This window comes from Alloalcanivorax gelatiniphagus (assembly GCF_005938655.1).
GTDB classification, from domain to species: domain Bacteria; phylum Pseudomonadota; class Gammaproteobacteria; order Pseudomonadales; family Alcanivoracaceae; genus Alloalcanivorax; species Alloalcanivorax gelatiniphagus.
Map to the genome: position 1 here is coordinate 17,426 of NZ_VCQT01000034.1, position 21,795 is coordinate 39,220.

Annotated in this window: 17 protein-coding genes; 6 read left to right on the plus strand and 11 right to left on the minus strand. The window is 65.8% G+C overall.

Annotated features, from left to right (window positions below; genetic code table 11):
• Nucleotides 1-116: 116 nt before the first annotated feature.
• From paaZ to paaA, 6 genes are all read right to left on the minus strand, one after another.
• Nucleotides 117-2,168, minus strand: coding sequence for a phenylacetic acid degradation bifunctional protein PaaZ (gene paaZ / locus FGS76_RS10780; protein WP_138772651.1), 2,052 nt, complete (start codon nucleotides 2,166-2,168; stop codon nucleotides 117-119).
• A gap of 185 nt (nucleotides 2,169-2,353) precedes the next feature.
• Nucleotides 2,354-3,442 carry a 1,2-phenylacetyl-CoA epoxidase subunit PaaE gene (gene paaE, locus FGS76_RS10785; protein WP_138772652.1) on the minus strand — a complete coding sequence of 363 codons (1,089 nt, stop codon included), beginning with the start codon at nucleotides 3,440-3,442 and terminating at the stop codon, nucleotides 2,354-2,356.
• A gap of 77 nt (nucleotides 3,443-3,519) precedes the next feature.
• The gene (paaD, locus tag FGS76_RS10790; protein ID WP_138772653.1) at nucleotides 3,520-4,059 is read right to left on the minus strand and encodes a 1,2-phenylacetyl-CoA epoxidase subunit PaaD; all 540 of its coding nucleotides are present in this window, start codon (nucleotides 4,057-4,059) and stop codon (nucleotides 3,520-3,522) included.
• On the minus strand, nucleotides 4,046-4,801 hold the full coding sequence (gene paaC, locus FGS76_RS10795) for a 1,2-phenylacetyl-CoA epoxidase subunit PaaC (protein ID WP_138772654.1): 756 nt from the start codon (nucleotides 4,799-4,801) through the stop codon (nucleotides 4,046-4,048). The genes paaD and paaC overlap by 14 nt, the downstream gene beginning before the upstream one ends.
• Before the next feature lie 11 nt (nucleotides 4,802-4,812).
• Nucleotides 4,813-5,094 (minus strand): 1,2-phenylacetyl-CoA epoxidase subunit PaaB, encoded by a 282-nt coding sequence (gene paaB, locus FGS76_RS10800; protein WP_138772655.1) that lies wholly within the window; start codon nucleotides 5,092-5,094, stop codon nucleotides 4,813-4,815.
• Between the two features lie 120 nt (nucleotides 5,095-5,214).
• Complete coding sequence (gene paaA / locus FGS76_RS10805; RefSeq protein WP_138772656.1) at nucleotides 5,215-6,204, minus strand: 1,2-phenylacetyl-CoA epoxidase subunit PaaA; 990 nt, start codon at nucleotides 6,202-6,204, stop codon at nucleotides 5,215-5,217.
• 386 nt (nucleotides 6,205-6,590) lie between these two features.
• Between paaA and FGS76_RS10810 the strand changes: the two genes are divergently transcribed.
• Entirely contained in the window at nucleotides 6,591-7,856 is a 1,266-nt protein-coding gene (locus FGS76_RS10810; RefSeq protein ID WP_138772657.1) for a GGDEF domain-containing protein, read from the plus strand.
• On the opposite strand, the gene ribD is transcribed toward FGS76_RS10810, so the two are convergent.
• From ribD to FGS76_RS10835, 5 genes are all read right to left on the minus strand, one after another.
• Nucleotides 7,814-8,971: a bifunctional diaminohydroxyphosphoribosylaminopyrimidine deaminase/5-amino-6-(5-phosphoribosylamino)uracil reductase RibD gene (ribD, locus tag FGS76_RS10815; protein WP_338081332.1), complete on the minus strand. Its 1,158-nt coding sequence runs from the start codon at nucleotides 8,969-8,971 to the stop codon at nucleotides 7,814-7,816. The two genes, FGS76_RS10810 and ribD, sit on opposite strands and share 43 nt — an antisense overlap.
• The gene (gene nrdR, locus FGS76_RS10820) at nucleotides 8,968-9,450 is read right to left on the minus strand and encodes a transcriptional regulator NrdR (protein ID WP_138772658.1); all 483 of its coding nucleotides are present in this window, start codon (nucleotides 9,448-9,450) and stop codon (nucleotides 8,968-8,970) included. Before nrdR ends, ribD begins: the two co-directional genes overlap by 4 nt.
• Nucleotides 9,451-9,636: 186 nt before the next feature.
• Nucleotides 9,637-10,893, minus strand: a complete 1,257-nt coding sequence (glyA, locus tag FGS76_RS10825; RefSeq protein WP_138772659.1) for a serine hydroxymethyltransferase — start codon at nucleotides 10,891-10,893, stop codon at nucleotides 9,637-9,639.
• Between the two features lie 118 nt (nucleotides 10,894-11,011).
• Complete coding sequence (locus FGS76_RS10830; protein ID WP_138772660.1) at nucleotides 11,012-12,649, minus strand: methyl-accepting chemotaxis protein; 1,638 nt, start codon at nucleotides 12,647-12,649, stop codon at nucleotides 11,012-11,014.
• A 197-nt stretch (nucleotides 12,650-12,846) separates the two neighbouring features.
• Entirely contained in the window at nucleotides 12,847-14,490 is a 1,644-nt protein-coding gene (locus FGS76_RS10835; protein WP_138772661.1) for a methyl-accepting chemotaxis protein, read from the minus strand.
• A 196-nt stretch (nucleotides 14,491-14,686) separates the two neighbouring features.
• Between FGS76_RS10835 and ettA the strand changes: the two genes are divergently transcribed.
• From ettA to FGS76_RS10855, 5 genes are all read left to right on the plus strand, one after another.
• Nucleotides 14,687-16,354 carry an energy-dependent translational throttle protein EttA gene (ettA, locus tag FGS76_RS10840; RefSeq protein WP_138772662.1) on the plus strand — a complete coding sequence of 556 codons (1,668 nt, stop codon included), beginning with the start codon at nucleotides 14,687-14,689 and terminating at the stop codon, nucleotides 16,352-16,354.
• 257 nt (nucleotides 16,355-16,611) lie between these two features.
• Nucleotides 16,612-17,445 (plus strand): formate dehydrogenase accessory sulfurtransferase FdhD, encoded by an 834-nt coding sequence (gene fdhD, locus FGS76_RS10845; protein ID WP_138772663.1) that lies wholly within the window; start codon nucleotides 16,612-16,614, stop codon nucleotides 17,443-17,445.
• A 37-nt stretch (nucleotides 17,446-17,482) separates the two neighbouring features.
• Nucleotides 17,483-19,810, plus strand: coding sequence for an FdhF/YdeP family oxidoreductase (locus FGS76_RS10850; RefSeq protein WP_138772664.1), 2,328 nt, complete (start codon nucleotides 17,483-17,485; stop codon nucleotides 19,808-19,810).
• A gap of 18 nt (nucleotides 19,811-19,828) precedes the next feature.
• Nucleotides 19,829-20,437: a hypothetical protein gene (locus FGS76_RS19470; protein ID WP_170214456.1), complete on the plus strand. Its 609-nt coding sequence runs from the start codon at nucleotides 19,829-19,831 to the stop codon at nucleotides 20,435-20,437.
• A gap of 98 nt (nucleotides 20,438-20,535) precedes the next feature.
• Nucleotides 20,536-21,771: a sensor domain-containing phosphodiesterase gene (locus FGS76_RS10855; RefSeq protein ID WP_170214457.1), complete on the plus strand. Its 1,236-nt coding sequence runs from the start codon at nucleotides 20,536-20,538 to the stop codon at nucleotides 21,769-21,771.
• Nucleotides 21,772-21,795: the final 24 nt, after the last annotated feature.

A 21,795-nucleotide genomic window follows, 5' to 3' on the forward strand; every position in this document is an offset into this window, starting at 1 on the left:
AACTAGATTATATTTTTCTTTTATCTTCCTGCAACAAAAAAGGCCGCCCCAAAAGGAGCGGCCATCACCAAGGAAGCCTGGGATTAAAGAGTAAGGACTAACTCACCACATGGCGGTTAGGCGTCCCCTTTCTTCTTCGCCACCAGCGTCAGGATGTCGTAGCTGGCGACGAGTTCGTCGTCCTGGTTTTTGACCTGCACGTCCCAGACCACCACGCCTTGGGGGGTGCCGTCGGGGGCGGCTTTGCCTTGGTCGATTTTGCGTTTGCAGGTGAGGCGGGCGCGGATGGTGTCGCCGGCGCCGACGGGGGTGATGAAGCGGAGGGTGTCGAGGCCGTAGTTGGCGAGGACGGGGCCGGGGGCCGGGGAGACGAAGAGGCCGGCGGCGGCGGAGAGGAGGAAGTAGCCGTGGGCGATGCGTTTGCCGAATTGGGAGTCCTTGGCGGCGATTTCGTCGAAGTGCATGTAGAAGTGGTCGCCGGAGAGGCAGCCGAAGTTGACGATGTCGGCTTCGGTGACGGTGCGGCGGTGGGTGAGCAGGGATTCGCCGATGGCGAGGTCGTCGAAGTGGCGGCGGAAGGGGTGCACTTCGGTTTCGAGTACTTCGGCGCCGCGCACGTATTCGCCGGTGACGGCGGCGAGCATGGTGGGGGAGCCTTGGATGGCGGTGCGCTGGAGGTAGTGGCGCACGGCGCGGATGCCGCCGAGTTCTTCACCGCCGCCGGCGCGGCCGGGGCCGCCGTGTTTGAGCATGGGGAGCGGCGCGCCGTGGCCAGTGGATTCCTTGGCGGATTCGGCGTTGAGCACTTGCAGACGGCCGTGGCGGGCGGCGAGGACCGGGATGACGCGGGCGGCGTTTTTGGGGTCCTTGGTGGCGAAGGTGGTGACCAGGCTGCCTTTGCCTTTGTCGGCGAGGGCGATGGCTTCGTCGAGGTCGCCGTAGCCCATGAGGGTGCTGACCGGGCCGAAGGCTTCGATGTCGTGGGCGCCGCCGTTGGCGTGGGGGTCGGTGCTGCGCAGCAGGCGCGGGCCGAAGAAGGCGCCTTTGTCGGTGCCTTGGCCGATGGGCTGCGGGTCGCCGTTGCCGCCGAAGATACATTCACTGGTGTTGAGCAGGTCGTTGACGGCGGCGGCCACGTCTTCTTTCTGGTCGAGGGAGGCGAGCGCGCCCATGCGCACGCCTTCTTCGTCCGGGTCACCGAGGGTGATTTTTTCCAGGCGTTGGATCAGGCGTTCGCCGAAGGCGTCCAGGTGTTGTTGGGGCACCAGGATGCGGCGGATGGCGGTGCATTTCTGGCCGGCTTTGACGGTCATTTCGCGGACCACTTCCTTGGCCAGCAGGTCGAATTCCTCGTCGTCGGGGGTGACGTCCGGGGCGAGGATGGCGCTGTTGAGGGAATCCGCTTCGGCGTTGAAGGGGATGGAGCGGTTGATGATGTTGGGGTGCGCGCGCAGTTTGCGGGCGGTGCTGGCCGAGCCGGTGAAGGTGACCATGTCCTGTTCGTCGAGTTGGTCCAGCAGGTCGCCGGTGCCGCCGATGATCAGTTGCAGGGCGCCTTCCGGCAGTGCGCCGGAGTCTTGCATCAGGCGCACGCAGGCGGCGGTGAGGTAGCTGGTGGCGGTGGCCGGTTTGACGATGCACGGCATGCCGGCGAGGAAGTTGCCGGCGAATTTTTCCAGCATGCCCCAGACCGGGAAGTTGAAGGCGTTGATGTGCACGGCGACGCCCCGGCGCGGCACCAGGATGTGGGTGGCGGCGAAGTGGTTTTCTTTACCCAGGGGGATCACCGGGCCTTCGTGGAGGACGTTGCCGGAGGGCAGTTCCTTGCGGCCCATGCTGGCGTAGGCGAACAGGGTGCCGAAGCCGCCGTCGATGTCGAAGGCGTTGTCGCCTTTGGTGGCGCCGGTGTGGCGCGAGAGTGTGTAGAGCTCTTTTTTGTGTTCCTGGAGGTAGAGCGCCATGGCCTTGAGGCGGGCGGCCCGTTCCTGGAAGTCGAGCTTGAGCAGTTCGCGGGTGCCGGTGGTGCGGGCGTAGTCCACGGCGGCGGCGAAGTCGGGGGCGTCGTCGTGGGTGTGGGCGACGATTTCACCGTTGATGGCGCTGGCCAGGGGTTTGGCGGCCTGGCTGCCGAACCATTGGCCGGCGAGGTAGCTTTGGAGGACGGTCATGGCGTGGCTCCTTGTTTTGTCTGCGTATGGGCGCGGCTTCTTGGGGCCGCGGCCTGTGTTTTTTCCCGGGCCGCCGTGGTTGCGGCAGGCTTGGGAATCGCGACTGAAGTCGCTCCTACAGTCAGGAATCTAGCGCCGGGATTTTTGTAGGAGCGGCTTCAGCCGCGATCAATCTCCGTCTGCACTTAGGGCTGGTCGAAGTCGAGCACGACCTTGTCCGTGACCGGGTAGCTCTGGCAGGAGAGCACGTAGCCGGCGGCGACTTCGTAGTCTTCCAGGGCGAAGTTGTTGTCCATTTCCACTTCGCCTTCCACTACCTTGCAGCGGCAGGTGGAGCAGACGCCGGCCTTGCAGGAGAACGGCAGGTCGGCGCCGTTTTCGTTGGCGGCGTCGAGGATGTTCTTGGAGTCCCGGGGCAGTTCGACCTGCACCTGGCGGCCGTCGGCGATGATGGTGACCTGGGTTTTGGTTTCGTCGGTGGCGATTTCTTCCGGGCGGCGTTCGCGGCCCTTTCTTTGTGAAGAGATCTCTCCTTCCACGCCGAACAGTTCGAAGTGCACGCGGCTTTTGTCCAGGCCGTTGGCGACGAGGCGGTCGCGGACGGTTTCGGTCATGGATTGCGGGCCGCACAGGAAGGCGGCGTGCAGGTTCGGGGTGTCGAGCCAGCGGGAGAAGATGGCGTCGCATTTGTCGGCATCGATACGGCCGTTGTAGAGGTCCACGTCCTGTTGTTCGCGGCTGAACAGGTAGATCACGTTGAAGCGGCCCAGGTAGGCGTTCTTGAGGTCGCTGAGGGCTTCGCGGAACAGGGTGGAGTTGCTGGAGCGGTTGCCGTAGAGCAGCGTGAACTGGCTGTTGGGCTCGGCTTCCAGGGTGGTTTTGATAATGGAGAGAATCGGCGTGATGCCGCTGCCGGCGGCCACGGCCAGGTAGTGGGCCTGGCGTTGCGGGTCCAGCTCGATAAAGAAGTGGCCGCTGGGGGGCATCACTTCCAGGGTGTCACCTTCTTTCAGCTGGCCGTTGGCGAAGCCGGAGAAGCGGCCACCGGGGACTTTTTTCACCGCCACGCGCAGGTCGCCGTCGTTGACGCCGGTGCAGATGGAATAGGAGCGGCGTACTTCTTCGCCGTCCATGTGGGTGCGCACGATCAGGTGCTGGCCCTGGGTGAAGCGGAAGGTGTCGCTGAGTTCCGGCGGAATGTCGAAAGCGATGGAGACGGCTTCCCGGGTCTCGGGGCGCACTTCACGAATTGTCAGCGAGTGGAATTGGCTCATGGCGCGAACTCTTCACGGTGGTTGGCGGACGCCGCGTTGTGGTCGGACGGCGGCCGGCTTGCGTTAACGGTGCCGGCTTACAGGCACTTGAAGTAATCGAACGGCTCCAGGCAGTCGCGGCACTTGTAGAGTGCCTTGCAGGCGGTGGAGCCGAATTCACTGACCTGGACGGTGTCGGTGCTGCCGCAGTGCGGGCATTCCGCCGGGCCCGGGTCCGCCAGGGTGGCCCTGCCCTGCCCTTTGGGCGGCGGCGCGATGCCGTAGGCCTTGAGCGCGTGGCGACCCTGGTCGGTGATCCAGTCGGTGGTCCAGGCCGGGGCCAGCACCCGTTCTATGCGCGGGTTGCGGAAGCCGATGTCTTCCAGGGCTTCTTGCACGTCGCGCTCGATCACCTCGGTGGCCGGGCAGCCGGAATAGGTGGGCGAGACCTTGACCTTGAGACGGTCGCCGTCCCATTCCACCGCGCGGATCATGCCGAGATCGACCACGCTGACCACCGGCACTTCCGGGTCCATGACCTCGGCCAGGCACTCCCAGGCGCGGGGCAGGTCGGCGTCGCTGAGCGGTTGGCCTTGGTAGGCTTTGCGCTCGCGGTAGATCAGATCACCAGGTTGCATCGGGGTAGGCCCGCGGCAGGTACTGCATCTCGGCGAGCAAGAAACCCAGATGCTCGGTGTGCTTGCCGTTCTTGCCGTCCATGTAGAAGTGGCGCGCCGGTTCCGGCAGCTCCAGGCCGGCTTCGGCGAACACCCGGGCCACTTCGGCGCGCCAGGCGTCGCCCACATTGCCGGCGCCGATGCCGGCCTCGGCGAGCTGGTCCTCGACGTCATCGGTGTCGGCGAGCTCGTAGGTGAAGCGCCACAGGTTTTCCACGGCGTCGGCGAGACGGCGGTGACTCTCGTCGGTGCCCTGCCCCAGGCGCAGCATCCATTCGGTGGAGCGGCGGCGGTGGTAGGTGACTTCCTTGAGGGCCTTGGCGGCGATGCCGGCGATGCGTTCGTCGCTGGATTCGGTCAGGCGCGTGAGCACCAGGTGGTGCCAGACGTCGAAGAAGAACTGCTTGACGGTGGTTACCGCGTAGTCGCCACGGGGTTGTTCGGCGATCAGCAGGTTGCGGTATTCGCGCTCGTTGCGGCGGAACGCCAGGTGATCGGCGTCGCGGCCGTCGTCGAGCAGCTCGGCGGCGTAGTCGTACCAGTTGCGCGCCTGGCCGATCAGATCCAGGCCGGCGTTGAGCATCGCCATTTCTTCTTCCAGCGCCGGGGCGTTGCCGCACCATTCGCAGAAGCGCTGGGCGAGCACCATGTCGGTGTCGGCCAGGCGAAGCAGGTATTCAATGAGTGCTTGGTCGTTCTTCATCACCACCATCCTCACATCTGGTCCACTTCCGGGGGCAGCTTGTAGAAGCTGGCGTGGCGGTAAACCTTGTCGTCGGCGGGGTCGAAGAAGGGTTCTTTTTCGTCGCCGGCGCTGGCGGTGATTTGCTCGGCGGGCACCACCCAGAGGCTCACGCCTTCGCTTCTACGGGTGTAGAGCTCGCGGGCGTTTTCCAGGGCCATGGTGGCGTCGGCGGCGTGCACGCTGCCCACGTGTTTGTGGTTGAGGCCGTGCTTGCTGCGCACGAAGACTTCGAAGAGGGTCCAGTCTGCCATTGTTGTGTTCCGGTTCGTTGATTCGGTTGCGGCGGCAGGGCCGCCGGTTCGCGGCTGAAGCCGCTCCTACGGGGTGCTATCCACCTGCTGTAGGAGCGGCTTCAGCCGCGATTGCCGCCTTCAGGCGGCGTCGTTCGCTTTCTGCTTCTCGGCATAAGCCACGGCGGCGTCGCGTACCCACTGGCCGTCGTCGATGGCTTTTTTGCGCTGTTGGATGCGCTCGATGCCGCAGGGGCTGTGGCCCTTGAGGACGTCGAAGAATTCCTGCCAGTTGATCTCGCCGAAGTCGTAGTGGCCGGTTTCCTCGTTCCATTTCAGGTCCGGGTCCGGGGCGGTGCAGCCGAGGAATTCCAGCTGCGGCACGGTCTGGTCGAGGAAGCGCTGGCGCAGCTCGTCGTTGCTGTGGCGCTTGATCTTCCAGGCCATGGATTGGGCGGAGTTCGGCGAGTTGGTGTCGGACGGGCCGAACATCATCAGCGACGGCCACCAGAAGCGGTTGATGGCGTCCTGCACCATCTCTTTCTGCTCGTCGGTGCCTTCGCGCATCATGGTCAGCAGGATTTCGTAACCCTGGCGCTGGTGGAAGCTCTCTTCCTTGCAGACGCGGATCATTGCCCGGGCGTAGGGGCCGTAAGAGCAGCGCTGCAGCGGCACCTGGTTAACGATGGCGGCGCCGTCCACCAGCCAGCCGATGGCGCCCATGTCCGCCCAGCTGAGCGTCGGGTAGGTAAAGATGGAGGAGAACTTCACTTCGCCGCGATGCAGCTTCTCGATTTCCTCGTCCCGGTCGGCGCCCAGGGTTTCCATGGCGCTGTACAGGTACAGGCCGTGGCCGGCCTCGTCCTGGATCTTGGCCATCAGCTGCAGTTTCCGTTTCAGCGAAGGCGCCCGGGTCAGCCAGTTGCCTTCCGGCAGCATGCCGACGATTTCCGAGTGGGCGTGCTGGGAGATCTGGCGGATCAGCGTTTTGCGGTAGCCGTCGGGCATCCAGTTCTTGGGCTCGATGCGGACTTCCGCGTCCACCTTCTCCTGGAAGTGGCGTTCTTCCGGGCTCATATCGTCCAGGCTCTTCAGGCCCTTGCTGCCGGTGTCCACCTGTTGTGCGTACATGGGTGCCTCCTAAATGCGTGCGCGGAAGGCCCGGAGCGCGCCCGGGGTTTCCGCCATGAATGGCCTCCTTTTTATACGACACATAATTTAGTGTCAATATTCAATTTGCGTATCATTTAATAAGGCATTGCGTTTCCAGCCAGCCAAAACCATTATAAATCACTGTTTATAAAGGAATTAAATATGGCAATAAGACTGCCTAAAAAGCCGTAGCGGGTGCCGTTATACCTCCTTCATCACGACAATCCGATACAGATTTCCTTCTCCACCCCCGCCGACGCGCGGTAGGAAACAAATCCGCAACGCTTTGATACCTGCATAAGCGGCGGCGGCGATGGGCTTTTGCTAACCTTTGCACGGGCTGCGTATTGACGGGATGGGGTGGTATGCCGAATGAAATAGTGGTGGCCGGGCTGGCTGGCTCGGGCGTGGACACCTGGGCGCTATGGGTGAAAATCATGGCCGTGGGGGCCACCGCTACCCTTTCCACCCTGATGCTGGTGTTCACCATCACGCTGTATCGCAATGGCGACCATGAAGCCCCGGTGGCCCTGCATTTCAGCATGGCCAACCTTTGTGCCACCGCCTATGTGGCCGGCGATATCGGGGTCCGCATCTGCCTGCTCGCCGGCACCCTGGACAATGTGATGATTCCCTACCGGGTGTCGCTCAGCGCGGTGCCCATGGCCCTGGCCTCCCTGCTCGCTTTGCGGCAGGTGCTGGCACACCGGGCTACCTCACGGCGGCGGTTATTGGGCACCTATCTGGTCGGCACCCTGGTCGCCGGCCTGCTCTGGGTGGATAGCCCAGCGCTGATCATCGCGTCGGAGCGCTATCGAATCACGCCGGTGGGCGTATTCGCGGACTACGGCGCCCTGGCGGCGCCGTTCTTCCTGGCTTGCCTGGCCACGCTGCTGGCGCTGTCCGTGGGCATGTTGCGGTTGGCGTTCCAGGCTTCCGGCCGACTGTTGCGGCGGATGACCCTGTTCGGCTTCGCGGTATTCTTTTGCGCCGGGCTGCACGACACCCTCCGCGAGCTGGGCATGGAGCTGCTGCCGTTCAGCGGCCTGACCCTGGGCTGCGCGGTGTTCCAGATCGGCGCCTTCGGCACCATGGTGCTGCACTACTCCCATACCCTGCGCGAGCGCGCCCAACACGATCACCAGTTGCGGCGCCTGGAGGATCGGGTGATCCGCGACCCGCTGTCCGGCCTGTTCAACCGCGCCCATCTGGAGCAGCGACTGGATCACCTGCCGCCCGGAGTGGGCGGCAGCCTGCTGTTCATCGATCTGGATCACTTCAAGGGCGTCAACGACCGCTTCGGCCACGACCACGGCGACCAGCTGATCCGCGCGGTGGCGGACGCCATTCGCGGCACGGTGCGCGAGCAGGACATTGCCTGCCGTTGGGGCGGCGACGAGTTCGTGGTGTATCTGGCGGATGCGGACGAGGCGGCGTCCCGGGTGGTGGTGGAGCGATTGCTGCGTGCCTTCCGGCATTTGCAGCTGGACGGCACGCCCAGCCTGGACGTGGGCGCCAGCATCGGCCTCGCCACCTTGCGCGACGAGGACTGGCGCACCACGCTGCAGCGCGCCGATCAGGCCCTGTATCAGGCCAAGGCGGAGGGCCGCAACCGGCTGGCGGTGGGCTGAAGCGTCAGCCGCAGGTCGTCGCCGACCCGGCGCACGTCCTGCCATTGCAGCGGGATCTTCTCGGCCATGCGCGCCAACGGCAGGGCCAGCAAACCCCGGGCGTCGGTGCCCAGCAGCGCCGGCGCCAGGTAGACGATCAGTTCGTCGAACAGGCCTTCCTGAACGAAGGCGCCGGCCAGGGTGGCGCCGCATTCCACCAGGATTTCGTTGCATTCCCGGCGGGCCAGCTCGGCGAGCAGCGCCTGAAGGTCGATTCCCGACCCGGAGGCCGACAGGTGGATCACTTCGGCACCGGCGGCTTGCAAAACACTTTGCCGTTCCGGGTGGGCTTCGCCGCCGACGATCAGGCATTCGCCCTCGGCGGTGACCACCGGCACATCCACCGGCGTGCGCAGGTCACGGTCGAGGATCACCCGCAGCGGCGGGCGCACCCAATCACTGCCGTAATCCGCCCGGGTCCATTGTTCCGGGCGCACCGTATACGAGGGCCGGTCCGCCAGCACCGTGCCGATGCCGGTGATAATGGCACTGCTGCGCGCACGCAGGCGCTGCACGTCCTCGCGGGCGGCGGCGCCGGTGATCCACTGGGATTCGCCGCTGGCCATGGCGGTGCGGCCGTCCAAGCTGGCGGCGGCCTTGATGCGGATATAGGGCCGCTGGCCGCCCATGCGCCGGATAAAGCCCGGGTTGAGCGCCCGGGCGTCCTGCTCCTGCAACCCCACTTCCACCTCGATGCCAGCATCGCGCAGCTTGCGCAGGCCCCTGCCGGCGACTTGGGGATTGGGGTCTTCCATGGCCACCACCACCCGTGCCACGCCGGCCGCCACCAGGGCGTCGGCGCAGGGGCCGGTGCGGCCGGTGTGCGAGCAGGGTTCCAGGGTGACATAGGCGGTGGCGCCACGGGCCCGGTCGCCGGCGGCGGCCAGGGCATGGCGTTCGGCGTGGGGCTCGCCGGCGCGGGCGTGGAAGCCCTCGGCGATAATCTCGCCGTGCCGGGCGATCACGCAGCCCACCCGGGGGTTGGGGTCGGTGGTGTAAAGGCCACGGCGGGCCAGCTCCAGCGCCCGCAGCATGCAGCGCTGGTCAAAGTCGGAGAAGGGGGTGGCGCCGCTCACGCGTCGCCTTTTTTGCCGCTTTTCTTGCCACCCTGGCGCAGGCGGTCCACCTCGGCGGCGAACTCGGAGATGTCCTGGAAACTGCGGTACACGGAGGCGAAGCGCACATAGGCCACGTCATCCAGTTCCTGCAGGGCTTCCATGACGAACTCGCCCATTTCCCGGGCCGGCACTTCCCGCTCGCCGGTGGCGCGCAGCCGGTGGCAGATGCGACTGATCGCCGCCTCCAGGTCCTCCACGCTCACCGGGCGTTTTTCCAGCGCCCGCTGCATGCCGGCGCGCAGCTTGTTCTCGTCGAACGGCTCGCGGGTGCCATCGGACTTGATCACCCGGGGCATCACCAGCTCGGCGGTCTCGAAGGTGGTGAAGCGCTCCGTGCAGCTCAGGCACTCACGGCGACGCCGCACCTGACCGCCGTCGGCGACCAGGCGGGAATCGATGACCTTGGTGTCCTGGGCTCCACAGAACGGGCAATACATGGCGGCCTCCGGCCGAAACGAACAAGTTGAAAGTGAAAAGTTAAAAGTTGAAACGCGGGCGAAAACGCTCTCTTGTTCGGCGCTTCAGGCCGCGCTCAAGCAAAAGGCGCGGCGACCAGCGTCAAATATCATGACGAGGGCCGCGCGCGCCTTCAACTTTTAACTTTCAACTTTTAACGCGCTTGCTCAGCGCTCATATACCGGCAGCCGGGCACAGATCTCGCTGACCTTGCCGCGCACCGCGTCGATCACGGACTCGTCACCCATGTTGTCGAGGATGTCGCAGATCCAGCCGGCCAGGTCGGTGGCGTCCTGTTCGTTGAAGCCACGGCGGGTGATCGACGGGGAGCCGATGCGCAGGCCGGAGGTGACGAACGGGGAACGCGGGTCGTTGGGCACGGCGTTCTTATTGACGGTGATGTGGGCGCGACCCAGGGCGGCGTCCGCATCCTTACCGGTGATGTCCTGCTTGATCAGGCTGAGCAGGAACAGGTGGTTCTCGGTGCCGTTGGAAACCACATCAAAACCACGGTCGATGAACACCTTGGCCATGGCCTTGGCGTTCTTCACCACGTTCTGCTGGTAGGTCTTGAAGGACGGGTCCATGGCTTCCTTGAAGCAGATCGCCTTGGCGGCGATGACGTGCTCCAGGGGGCCACCCTGGCCGCCGGGGAAGACCGCGGAGTTGATCTTCTTCTGCAGGTCTTCGTTGGCCTTGCCCATGATCAGGCCGCCGCGCGGGCCGCCGATGGTCTTGTGGGTGGTGGTGGTGGTGATGTCGGCGATGCCCACCGGGCTCGGGTAGACCCCGGCGGCGACCAGACCGGCCACGTGGGCCATGTCCACCAGCAGGATGGCGCCCACTTCGTCGGCGATGTCACGGAAGCGCTGCCAATCCACCACCTGGGAGTAGGCGGAGAAGCCGGCCACGATCATCTTCGGCTTGTGCTCGCGGGCCAGTTTTTCCACCTGGTCGTAGTCGATCAGGCCGGTTTCGTTGTCCAGGCCGTACTGCACGGCGTTGTACATCTTGCCGGAGAAGTTGGGCTTGGCGCCGTGGGTCAGGTGACCGCCGGCGTCCAGGCTCATGCCCAGCACGGTGTCGCCGGGCTTGAGCACCGCCATGTACACGGCGGCGTTGGCCTGGGAACCGGAGTGCGGCTGCACGTTGGCCCAGGCGGCGCCGAACAGTTCACAGGCGCGGTCGATGGCCAGCTGCTCGACCACGTCCACGTGCTCGCAACCACCGTAGTAGCGCTTGCCCGGGTAGCCCTCGGCGTACTTGTTGGTGAGTACGGAGCCCTGGGCTTCCATCACCCGGGGCGAGGCGTAGTTCTCGGAGGCGATCAGCTCAATGTGCTGCTCCTGGCGCTCGCGCTCGGCGTCGATGGCGGCCTGGATTTCCGGGTCGAACTCAGCGATGGACATGGATTTCGGGAACATGCGCTACCTGTACCTGGGTGGTGGGTTTCGGGGCGCGTATTCTAACCAAAACCCGGCCCTTTGGCACATGAAAGCCCCTCATTCCCACATTGAGCCGGCCTCACGGGGCGCCACCGGGTCAGGCCGCCAGCTCCGGGGCAAAGGCGTCCTCCTGGTCCGGCGACTCGAGAACCGCCGGCGCGTCCGCGCCCTGGTGCTGGTCGCTGAGCCGGAAACCGGCGATCAGGGCGGTCAGTTCTTGCGCCTGCCGGCGCATGGATTCGGCGGCGCCACTGCTCTCTTCCACCAGGGACGCGTTGTGCTGGGTCATGGCGTCCAGCTCGCTGACCGCCGTGTTTACCTGGCCGATGCCCTGGCTCTGCTCCCGGGCCCCGGTGCTGATACCGCCGATCACCCCGGTGACCTGCTCGATGCCGGCGACAATCTCGTCCATGGTGCGGCCGGCGTCACGCACCAGATCCACGCCACCCCGGGTGCTGCTCGCCGAGCGCTCCACCAGATCGCGGATGTCCCGGGAGGCATCCCCGGAGCGGGCGGCCAGAATGCGTACCTCCTCGGCCACCACGGCGAAACCGCGCCCGTGTTCGCCGGCCCGGGCCGCCTCCACCGAGGCGTTCAGCGCCAGGATGTTGGTCTGGAAGGCGATGCCGTCGATCAGCGCGACGATCTCATTGATGCGCGAGGAGGCGGCGTTGATCTCGTCCATGGTGGTCTCCACCTTGTGCATCGCGGTGCGCCCACGGCGGGCCACCGCCGCCGTCTGCTGGGCCAGCCCGTCCGCTTCGCCGGCGGCCTCGGCGGTGTGGCGCACGGTGGTGGTGATCTGCTCGATGGAGGCGGAGGTCTGCTGCAGATTGGCGGCGGATTGCTCGGTGCGGCCGGCCAGCTCCTGGCCGCCGAGGGCGATTTCGTCGGCGGCCCGGTGCACGCCAAGGGCGTTGTCGCGGACCGCCTGGAAGGTGCTGTCGATGCGTTCGATAAAGGCGTCGAACGCCCGCGCCAGGTCGCCGATTTCGTCGCCGCGCGGGCTGTTCACGCGGGCGGTCAGATCCCCATCGCCGTCGGTAATGTCGCGGATGCGCCCGGTGATGCCACCAATCGCGCGGGCCATCAGATGCGGCCCCACCAGCGCCACGGCCATGGCGACCAACCCCACCACCCCGGCGAACAGGCCCACGATCAGGCGCTGCCGGGCGATCTTGCCGGCGGTTTCCGCCGCCAGTTGGTCGGTGCGGGTGTCCACCGCCTGGCTGGCCCGGCCAAGCAAGGCCCCCAGCGCCTCGAAGGTGTCCAGGGAGGCCCGGTCGATCTGCTGGGTGGCACGCACCACGTTCTGATCGTCGTAATAGTCGAAGGTGGCCTGGGACGCCTGCCGCCAGGCGGCGAAGCTGTCCTCGAAGCCCTGGGCGCGGGCCAGCACTTCCGGATAGTCCGCCATCGCCACCCGAAAACTGGCCAGCGCCTGCTGCGCCTGGTCCGCCATCGCCAGGTAGCTGGCCTTGGCGGCCTTGGATTCCGGCATGCCGGGGATATAGCGCAGGTATTCGTTTTCCGCCGAGCGGGCCTGGTAGAGGTCGCGTTGGGCGCCCATCACCGCCACCGTGGCCTGGTGGAACGGGCCACTGAAGGCGTCCAGCCGGTCGCGCAGCGAGTTGACCAGCAGCGCGTCCGCCAGCACCACCAGCCACAGAGACAGGGCCACGCCGACAAAGGTCAGTGCGTATTTGACGTTGATGCGGTTGAGGGAGTGAAGCATGGGGCCTCCTGGGCGAGCCTGATAAACAGCGACCCGGAGAGGTTGACCAACCCCCATTGCAAATTAGTGAATCGTGCCGCGAAAAATCACCATAAAGCGGCGATTATCTCCCATCATGCCCCTAAGTCATCTTTCCTTCAGACACACGAAAGCACGGACCGGCGACACCGGTCCGTGCGGGTCGGGCCGGCCGAGGATCAGGCGGCGCGCTCTTGCTCCCCGTGATCGCGCACCGCGCGCAGGACCGGCCCCTGTTCCTGCTCGGCGTCCGCTTCCCCGTCACCGTCGCTGAGCCGGAAGCCGGCGATCAGCCGGGCCAGGGCCGCGGCCTGCTGCCGCATGGACTCGGCGGCGGCACTGCTCTCTTCCACCAGGGCGGCGTTGTGCTGGGTCATGGAGTCCAGTTCGCTGACCGCCGTGTTGACCTGGCCGATGCCCTGGCTTTGCTCGCTGGCGCCGGAACTGATCTCGCCGATCACCCGGGTGACCTGCTCGATGCTGTCGACGATCTCCTCCATGGTGCGCCCGGCGTTCTTGACCATATCCGCGCCGCTGCGGGTGCTGCTCACGGAGCGGTCCACCAGGGCGCGGATCTCCCGGGAGGCGTCGCCGGAGCGGCCGGCCAGGGTGCGCACTTCCTCGGCCACCACGGCGAAACCCTTGCCGTGCTCGCCGGCCCGGGCCGCTTCCACCGAGGCGTTCAGCGCCAGGATATTGGTCTGGAAGGCGATGCCATCGATCAGGGCGATGATTTCGTTGATCTTGGCCGAGGAGGCGCTGATTTCCTCCATGGTGCTTTCCACCTCGCTCATGGCCTGCTGGCCGCGCCGTGCCACGTCCACGGTGGTGTGCGCCAGCCGGTCCGCCTCGCCGGCGGAGTCGGAGGTGTTGCGCACCGTGGTGGTGATCTGCTCCATGGAGGCGGAGGTCTGCTGCAGGTTGGCAGCGGACTGCTCGGTGCGCGAGGCCAGTTCCTGGCTGCCCTTGGCGATCTCGTCGGAGGCCCGGTGCACGCCCATGGCGTTGTGGCGTACCGACTGCAGGGTGGTGTCGATGCGCTCGATAAAGGCGTTGAACTGATCGGCCAGATCACCGATCTCGTCCCGGCGGGTGCTTGCGATACGGGCGGTCAGGTCGCCGTCCCCTTCGGTGATTTCCTGGATGCGCGCGGACACCTGGCGAATCGCCTTGGACATCAGGTGCGGGCCGATCAGCGCCACCGCCACCGCCATCAGGCCCACCACCAGGGCGAAGCCGATCACCAGGGTCTGCTGGCGCGCCACCTGGGCCAGGGTATCCGCCTGCAGGGCCTGGACGCGGTCATCCACCGACTGGCCGGTCTCGTCGTAGAAGCCGCGCAGCGCCTCGAACGCCGCCATGGAGGCGCCGTCCAGCTGATCCATGGCGCCACCGATGTCCTGGTCGTCATAGAGGGTGAACACCTTGCTGGCGTCCTCACGCCAGGTGCCATACAGCGTCTGAAAACGCTGCAGCTGTTCCTCGGTATCGGTGTAAGGGGCGAGCAGCTCCGCCACCCGCTTAAGGCGGTCGCGGGCCTGATCCGCGTTTTCCTCGAAGGTCGCCCGGCTGGCCTTCGCCTCGGGCGTGTTCGGCACCGTGGCCAGATAGGACATTTCCGCCACCCTGGCCTGGTACAGGTCACGGTCGGCGTTGAGCGTCAGCGACAGGGCCTGGTTAAACACCTCCGCCACTTCCACCATGCGGTTCTTGACGGTATTGACCAGCACCGCGTTGGCGGTGACCACCAGGGCCAGAGCCAGCGCCACGCCAATAAAGGCGGCGCCGTACTTCACATTGATACGGTTTAATTTAGCGAACACAACCAGACTCCCGTTCCGTTGCGGACAAAAGGCCCGCTTTTTTTATTTCCCCCTTCCGCTATCGGCAGCCGCCCCGGGAACTTTAGGCGCGCCCGGCACGGGCTTTCATCCCGGGCCGGGTTCGGTTAGTTTAGGCGCCATTCCGCCCGCCCCCGTATGACGGGCCTTTCACAGTGATTTCAGGCAGTTCCTTACTATGTCCCAGTACATCTTCACCATGGATAAGGTGGGCAAAGTCGTCCCGCCCAAAAAGCAGATCCTCAAGGACATCTCCCTGTCGTTCTTCCCCGGCGCCAAGATCGGCGTGCTGGGCCTGAACGGCGCCGGCAAGTCCACGCTGTTGCGCATCATGGCCGGCGTCGACAAGGACTACCTGGGCGAGGCGCGCCCGCAGCCGGGCATCAACATCGGCTATCTGCCCCAGGAGCCGGACCTGGACCCGGACAAGAACGTGCGTGAGATCGTCGAGGAATCCCTGTCCGAGATCCGCAACGCCCAGACCCGCCTGGAAGAGGTGTACGCCGCCTACGCGGAAGAGGACGCGGACTTCGAAAAGCTGGCCGAGGAACAGGCCAAGCTGGAAAACATCATCGAAGCCACCGACGCCCACAATATTGAGCGCCGCCTGGACATCGCCGCCGACGCCCTGCGGCTGCCGCCCTGGGACGCCAACGTGGCCAACCTGTCCGGCGGTGAGCGCCGCCGGGTGGCGCTGTGCCGCCTGCTGATGAGCGCCCCGGACATGCTGCTGCTGGACGAGCCCACCAACCACCTGGACGCGGAGTCCGTGGCCTGGCTGGAGCGCTTCCTGCACGAATTCCCCGGCACCGTGGTGGCGGTGACCCACGACCGCTACTTCCTGGACAACTCCTGCGAGTGGATTCTGGAACTGGACCGGGGCGAAGGCATTCCCTGGAAGGGCAACTACTCCTCCTGGCTGGAACAGAAAGAGCAGCGCCTGGAGCAGGAAGCCAAGAGCGAAAGCGCCCACCGCAAAACCGTGGAGAAAGAGCTGGAATGGGTGCGCCAGAACCCGAAAGGCCGGCGCGCCAAGAACAAGGCCCGGGTCAACGCCTTCGAGGAACTGGCCAGCCAGGACTTCCAGAAGCGCAACGAAACCCAGGAACTGTATATCCCGCCCGGCGAGCGCCTGGGTGAGAAGGTGTTCGAGATCAAGGATGTCAGCAAGCAGTTCGACGGCAAGCTGCTCTACGAGAACCTGAACTTCTCGATCCCGCGCGGTGCCATCGTCGGCATCATCGGCCCCAACGGCGCCGGTAAGACCACCCTGTTCCGCATGCTCACCGGCGAGGAAACCCCGGATTCCGGCGAGATCGACAAGGGCGAGACCGTGGACCTGGCCTACGTGGACCAGAGCCGCGAAGACCTGGACGCCAAGAAGTCCGTCTGGGAAGAGGTCTCCGACGGCAACGACATCCTCAAGATCGGCAACTACGAGGTGCCCAGCCGCGCCTACCTGGGCCGCTTCAACTTCAAGGGCGGCGACCAGCAGAAGCGGGTCGGTGACCTGTCCGGTGGTGAGCGCAACCGGCTGCACCTGGCCAAACTGCTCAAGCAGGGCGCCAACGTACTGCTGCTCGACGAACCCACCAACGACCTGGACGTGGAAACCCTGCGCGCCCTGGAAGAAGCGCTGCTGGCGTTCCCCGGCTGCGCCGTGGTGATCTCGCACGACCGCTGGTTCCTGGACCGGGTGGCCACCCACATCCTCGCCTTCGAGGGCGACGCCCAGGTGGAATGGTTCGAAGGCTCCTATACCGAGTTCGAGGAATACCGCCGCAAGCAGCTCGGCGACGAGGCCCTGCAGCCCAAGCGCATGAAGTACAAACGCATCGAGGTGTAAGTCCGCCCGGATGCTGGATGATCGCGGCTGAAGCCGCTCCTACATAACAGAACAGTTGTAGGAGCGGCTTCAGCCGCGATGCCCGCCTGTCAGCCTGCACCCGGCCCACCACCACAGCCCAAAACCCTCCCAGCGGTCAACGCCAAGCTCAAGAAGCATCCGACATCGGCCGATAGGCATTGGTTATTTGGACGGCGCCCGCAAAGCGCCTATCCTTTGGCCGAGAACCGCAGACGCCAACCGCAAGAGGCACCGGCATGACCTCCCCGCCCCGGCACGAGGCCGGGCATGATCCCGCAGAGACACCGCTGAACGATCCGTCGCCCCGTTTCGCCTATCGGGAATACGGCGCCGATGACGCCGTTGGTGAACAGGCGCTGGCCGCCGAGGTGGCGGTGGCGATCAGCTACAACGGCATCAATCACGCGGTGATGATGGCCACTCCGGAACACTTGGAAGACTTCGTCACCGGTTTCACCCTGACCGCCGGTCTGGTGGATGACGCCCGCGCCCTCTACGACATCGAGCTGACGGTCCTGGAGGACGCGGTGGAGGTGGCGGTGACGCTGAGCAGCCGCGCCTTCGCCGGCTTCAAGCAGCAGCGGCGAGGCCAGGCCGGCACCGGCGGCTGCGGACTGTGCGGCGTGGAAGCGCTGGATCAGGCACTGCCGCCGTTGCCGGTGCGCCCCCGGGCCCCGTTGCCGCCGCCGGAGCACCTGGAGGCGCTGCGCGAGCGCTTCCAGGCCACCCAGCGGCTGGCGCGGCACAGCGGCGCCATGCACGCGGCGATTTACGTGGACGGCAACGGCGAAACGCGGCTTTGCCGTGAGGACATCGGTCGGCACAACGCCCTGGATAAGCTGATCGGCGCCTGCGTCCGCCAGGGCCTGGACCCGGCGGACGGCTTTCTGGCGATCACCAGCCGCTGTGGTCTGGAGCTGATCCACAAGGCGGTGCGCGCCGGCGCCGGCACCCTGGTGAGCCTGTCCGCGCCGTCCTCGCTGAGCGTGCGCCAGGCACGACGCAGTGCTCTGAATCTGATTCACCAGCCGCGGCAGGGCGCGCCGCGGCTGTACAGCCCGACCCCCTGACTCCCGGAATACGGGCCCGGGAACATGGAGACCCCCAATGAGTGATCCTCATACCCCCGCTGATCGGTTGCGCTTCAAGCCCTACCCGGGCCCCGCCGCCGGTTGGGGCGCCCTGCGCGCCGTCACCGACCACTGGTTCGAGAGCAAGCAGCCGTTCAAGAACCTGTTCGCCATGGTGAAGACCAACAAGAGCAATGGTTTCGACTGCCCCGGCTGCGCCTGGGGCGAGGCGCCCCAGGGCGGCATGATCAAGTTCTGCGAGAATGGCGCCAAGGCGGTGAACTGGGAAGCCACCAGCCGCCGGGTGGACGCCGCTTTCTTCGCGGAACACAGCGTCAGCGACCTGCTCAAGCAGGACGATTACTGGCTGGAATTCCAGGGCCGGCTCACCGAACCGATGGTCTACAACCGGGCCACCGACCACTATGAGCCGATCGATTGGGACGATGCCTTCGCGTTGATTGCCCGCCACCTGAAGAACCTGGACAGCCCCCACGACGCCGCCTTCTATACCTCCGGCCGCGCCAGCAACGAGGTGGCGTTTCTCTACCAGCTGTTCGTGCGCGCCTTCGGCACCAACAATTTTCCGGACTGCTCGAACATGTGCCACGAAGCCAGCGGCGTGGCCCTGGCGGAAAGCATCGGCACCGGCAAGGGCACGGTGACCTTCGAGGATTTCGAGAAAGCGGACGCGCTGTTTATCTTCGGCCAGAACCCGGGCACCAACCACCCGCGCATGCTGGAACCGATCCGCGACGCGGTGAAACGCGGCGCCCAGGTGGCGGTGTTCAACCCGCTGCGCGAGCGCGGTCTGGAACGCTTCCAGGCGCCCCAGGACCCGAAGGAAATGCTCACCGGCGGTTCCTCGCCGCTGAATACCGCCTACTTCCGCCCTGCCCTGGGCGGCGATATGGCGGCGGTGCGCGGCATGGTGAAGTGGCTGCTGCAGTGGGACCGGGAGGCGGCGGAGAACGGCGGCGAGCCGGTGTTCGACCATGCTTTTATCGCCGAGCACACCACCGGCCTGGACGACTATCTTGCGCAGGTGGACGCCACCTCCTGGGAACACATCGAGGAACAATCCGGCCTGAGCCGCGACGTGATCGAACAGGCGGCGCGCATCCATCGGGACAGCAAGCGGATCATCATTTGCTGGGCCATGGGCATCACCCAACACAAACACTCGGTGCCCACCATTCAGGAAATCGCCAACCTGCAGTTGCTGCGCGGCCAGTTCGGCGAAGGCGCCGGCCTGTGTCCGGTGCGCGGCCACTCCAATGTGCAGGGCGACCGCACCGTGGGCATCGCCGACGAACCGCCGGCGGCGCTGCTGGACGCGTTGGAAAAGCGCTTCGGTTTCCAGCCACCCCGGAAGCCCGGCTACAACGTGATTACCACCCTGCAGGCCATGGTGGCGGGCAAGCTCAAGGTGTTCCTGGCACTGGGCGGCAACTTTGCCCAGGCCACCCCGGACACGCCGCGCACCCATGAGGCGCTGCGCAGCTGCGAGCTGACCGTGCAGATCAGCACCAAACTCAACCGCAGCCATCTGGTGTGCGGCAAGGAGGGCCTGATTCTGCCCTGCCTGGGGCGCACCGACATCGACCGCCAGGCGGCCGGGCCCCAGGGCGTCACCGTGGAGGATTCGTTCTCCATGGTGCACATCTCCCACGGCCAGCTTAAGCCGTTGTCCGACCGCATGCGTTCCGAACCGGCGATCATCGCCGGCATCGCCGAGGCCACCCTGGGCAAAACGCCGGTGGACTGGTCCGCCCTGGTGGAGGACTACGACCGCATCCGCGAACTGATCCAGGACACCATCCCCGGCTTCGAGAATTTTAACCAGCGGCTTAAACACCCGGGCGGCTTCTATCTGGGCAACCCGGCCCGCGACCGTGAGTGGCACACCCGCAGCGGCCAGGCCCATCTGGCCAGCAACCCGCTGCCGGACAGCTTGGTGGACGGTGAGATCCTGGCCCGTGGCGATGAACCGGACCTGGTGCTGCAAACGCTGCGTTCCCATGACCAGTACAACACCACCATCTACGGCCTGCACGACCGCTACCGGGGCGTGCACAACGGCCGCAAGGTGGTGTTCGCCAACGCCGCGGACATCAAACGCCTGGGCTTCAAACCGGGTGACAAAATCGATCTGGTGTCGCTGTGGCGCGATGGCGTGGAGCGGCGGGTGAGCGATTTCACCCTGCTTGAGTACGACGTGCCCGCCGGCCAGGCCGCCGCCTACTATCCGGAAACCAACCCGCTGGTGCCCATGGACAGCTACGGAGACGGCAGCTTCACGCCCACCTCCAAGCTGATCGCCATTCGTTTGGAAGCCAGCCGTGCCCCGGCGCGCATTGCCTGACCACGGAGGGCCACGCCGGTGAGCGGCTTCCTGGCACTGGGTCTGGCGGGTCTGCTGGCGGCACTGGTGACCCTGGCGGTACTGGACCTGCGCCATTGCCGCCACGGCCACGCCCATCCACAGCAGGGCGCGGGCGGCGACAGGGTGGTCGGCCAGTTGCGCGTGATGCTTTGCCTGGCGGTGGGCTTTCTGATCCCCACCGCGGGCATGGATATCGCCACGGTGTTGTACGCGGATAAAGGCAAGGCCCTGCGCACCGGCACGGTCTCGGCGCTGGCCGGCTGCCACCGGGACCCTTTGTTGCTGTGGCTCGGCCATCGCTGTGAGGTGCGCGTCGCCTGGCCGGGTCCGGGCCCGACGCGGCTCAAGGTGCAAAGCCCGACGCCGGTGGCCAGCGGCGACCGTATTGGCGCTTATCTGCAACGGTTCAGCCGCCGCCCCGGCGCCGCCACGCACTATTTACCGGTGACCAGTGGCACGGCGGGGATCGATCTCGCCGGATGGCGGCCGGCGCTCACCGCCGGCGGTCTGTTGCTGGGCCTGGTCAGCGGAATCGGTTGGGAACGCCGCTGGCGCCGGCACCGATCCCCCGGTGGCGCCTCCCCGACGGCCCAGGGCCGGTCATAAGCCTTGGGGCCGGGGCGCGTCGGGCTGCAAGGAGCTGTATATTGACTTTGGCGGGCACGGCCCTAGCCTACCGCCCTCATTTTCCGTCTGGACTGGCCATGGGTGATGACAGCCTGATTGCCCCCCTGATCGCCGCCGATCCCGGTATCGGCGCGGGGCACGACATCGCGGATATTCAGCATATTCTCACCACGCTCAGAACCCACCTGGGCATGGACGTAGCCTTTATTGCTGAATTTCTGGAAGGGCGACGGGTGATCCGGTACGTGGATACCCGGCGACATTCCACCGCCCTGCGACCCGGCGATTCCCATGCGCTGCCGGACAGCTATTGCCACTACATCGCCAGCGGCGAACTGGAAGGCATCGTGCCGGACACCCGCCAGCATGACATGACGCGGACCATGCCGGTCACCGATGCATTGGACATCGCCAACTATATCGGCGTGCCGGTGCATCTACCCGATGGTTCCCTGTTCGGCAGTTTCTGCTGCTTCGACCATCAAGCCGGCAGCAAGCTGGACCAGAGAGACCTGGATCTGCTCAGCGCCTTCGCCGACTTCGCCGGTCGTCTGATCGGCAAACAACTGCAACAGCAGGATCAGGATCGCCCGATCCGCGAACGGGTGCTGGATACCCTCGAACACAAACGGTTGCACACCCTGTTCCAGCCTATTTTCCACATGGAAAAACGGCGGGTGGTGGGCTTCGAGGCGTTGACCCGGTTCACCACCGAACCCTACCGGCCGCCGGATCAGTGGTTCGCCGATGCCCATGCCGTCGGGCTGGGGCTGGCCCTGGAAAAGCTGGCGGCGGACACCGCGCTGAAAACCGCCGCGCCCCTGCCGGACTCCGTTTACCTGTCGTTGAACGTGTCGCCGGAGCATTTGCTCGATGGCGGCTTTCTCGCCGGCCTGGAGCAATGGCCCGCCCATCGAGTGTTGCTGGAAATCACTGAACACGCCCGCATCGACGACTATACGGCGTTGCGCGAAGCGCTGGCGCCGTTACGGGAGAAGGGCGTCGATATCGCCGTCGACGACGCCGGCGCCGGCTACGCCAGCTTCCAGCATGTGCTGGAACTGAAGGCGGACATCATCAAGCTGGATCTCACCCTGATTCGCGGCATTCACCGCGACCAGGGCCGCCAGGCGCTGGCCGCCGCCCTGATCCGCTTCGCGGAAGTCATGGACGTCCGGGTGATCGCCGAAGGGGTGGAAACCCAGGCCGAACTGGATACGCTGCGGCGCCTGGGCGTGACCAAGGTGCAGGGCTACCTGATCGGCAAACCGATGTCCCTGGAAGCCGCTCTCCGGCTGGACAACCTGGACTGACCCCGCCTTCCCGCTTACTTTCTT